2 protein-coding genes are annotated in these 1290 nt (G+C 65.0%); both read right to left on the bottom strand.

Annotated features, from left to right (window positions below):
• Window positions 1-30: 30 nt before the first annotated feature.
• Window positions 31-918: an IS3 family transposase gene (locus ACWEMY_RS29255; RefSeq protein ID WP_452392610.1), complete on the bottom strand. Its 888-nt coding sequence runs from the start codon at window positions 916-918 to the stop codon at window positions 31-33.
• 2 nt (window positions 919-920) lie between these two features.
• On the bottom strand, window positions 921-1226 hold the full coding sequence (locus tag ACWEMY_RS29250) for a transposase (RefSeq protein WP_452392609.1): 306 nt from the start codon (window positions 1224-1226) through the stop codon (window positions 921-923).
• Window positions 1227-1290 lie beyond the last annotated feature (64 nt).

The following is a 1290-nucleotide window of genomic DNA, read 5'->3' as shown; positions in this document are numbered from 1 at the left end:
TGAGGTTCCCCCGCTAATCCGGAGAGCGGATTATCTGGTTCCAGCGGGAACCCGGTGATGATAGCCGGCTTCGTACTCGTCGGGCGATCGCCAGCCGAGCTTCTTCTGGATCCGTTGGGTGTTGTACCAGCCGTCGATGTAGGCGAACAAGGCGTTCTCGGCGTCTTCCCTTGTCCGCCAACTGTTCCGATACACCAACTCGGTCTTCAGGGTGGAGAAGAAGTTCTCCATGAGGGCGTTGTCGTAACTGTCACCGACCGACCCCATGGACTGCGCGATCCCGTTGTCGGCCAACCGGTTAGCGAACCGAATCGCCGTGTAAGTCGACCCGCGGTCGGAATGATGGACAAGCTGCCCGTCACGGACATCGCGGGTCCAGACCGCGTACTCGAGAGCACCGAGGACCAGTTCGGTGTCGCACCGGTCCGAACACTTCCAGCCCACGATCCGGTTCGAGAACGCGTCGCGGACCGCGGCCAGCCAGAACACACCCTCACCACAGACGATGCGGGTGGCATCGGCAACCCACAGCCGGTCCGGCTCACCGGCCGTGAAATCGCGGTTGACCAGGTCCGGGGCCGGGGTGGCACGCCGATCCTGCCGGGTCGAGCCCAGCCGCCATTTCTTGCGCAGGAACGCGCCCTGCAACCCGGCGCCCCGCATCAGGCGCTCGACTCGTTTGCGGCCGACCGAGATCCCCCGTCGGCGCAGCATCGCATGGATCCGCGGTGACCCGTAGGTTCCGCCCGAGCTGGTATGGATGTCGACGATCTCGGCCAGCAACTCCTGGTCGGCCAGCCGCCGCTGCGCCGGCTCCCGCGCCTGCCGCAACCAGCCGTAATACGTCGAGGACGCGATTCCCAGAACCCGTAATACGAGCTCGACCGGGTGTTGCGGGTGTTCGTTGACGAACGCCACGATCACCGCCGGGTCTGGCCGAGCTCCGAGGCGAAATACGCGCTCGCATCACGCAACACGGCGTTCACCCGCTCCAACTCTGCGACCCGCTTCTTCAGGGCCCGGTTCTCGGCGAGCATGTCGGTCGTCGGCTTGTCGTTGCGTTCACCGGCATCGGCCTCCGCTTGGCGGATCCACAGCCGCAACGCTTCGTGATGCACCCCGAGCTGCGCTGCCAGCTTCCGGATCGTCGGCTTCGGATCGGACTCCCGATACAGCCGCACTGCCCGCGCCTTCAACTCGTCCGGGTACTTCTTCGGTGCTGCCACGAATGACTCCTTCCGGTCCTATCGGACCACAGTCAGAGCCCTCCGAGAAAGCGGGGGAACCTCA

The organism is Nocardia sp. NPDC004415, from assembly GCF_053602435.1.
The sequence above is the reverse complement of the archived record's forward strand: the minus strand, read 5'-3'. Positions and strand labels throughout refer to the sequence as shown.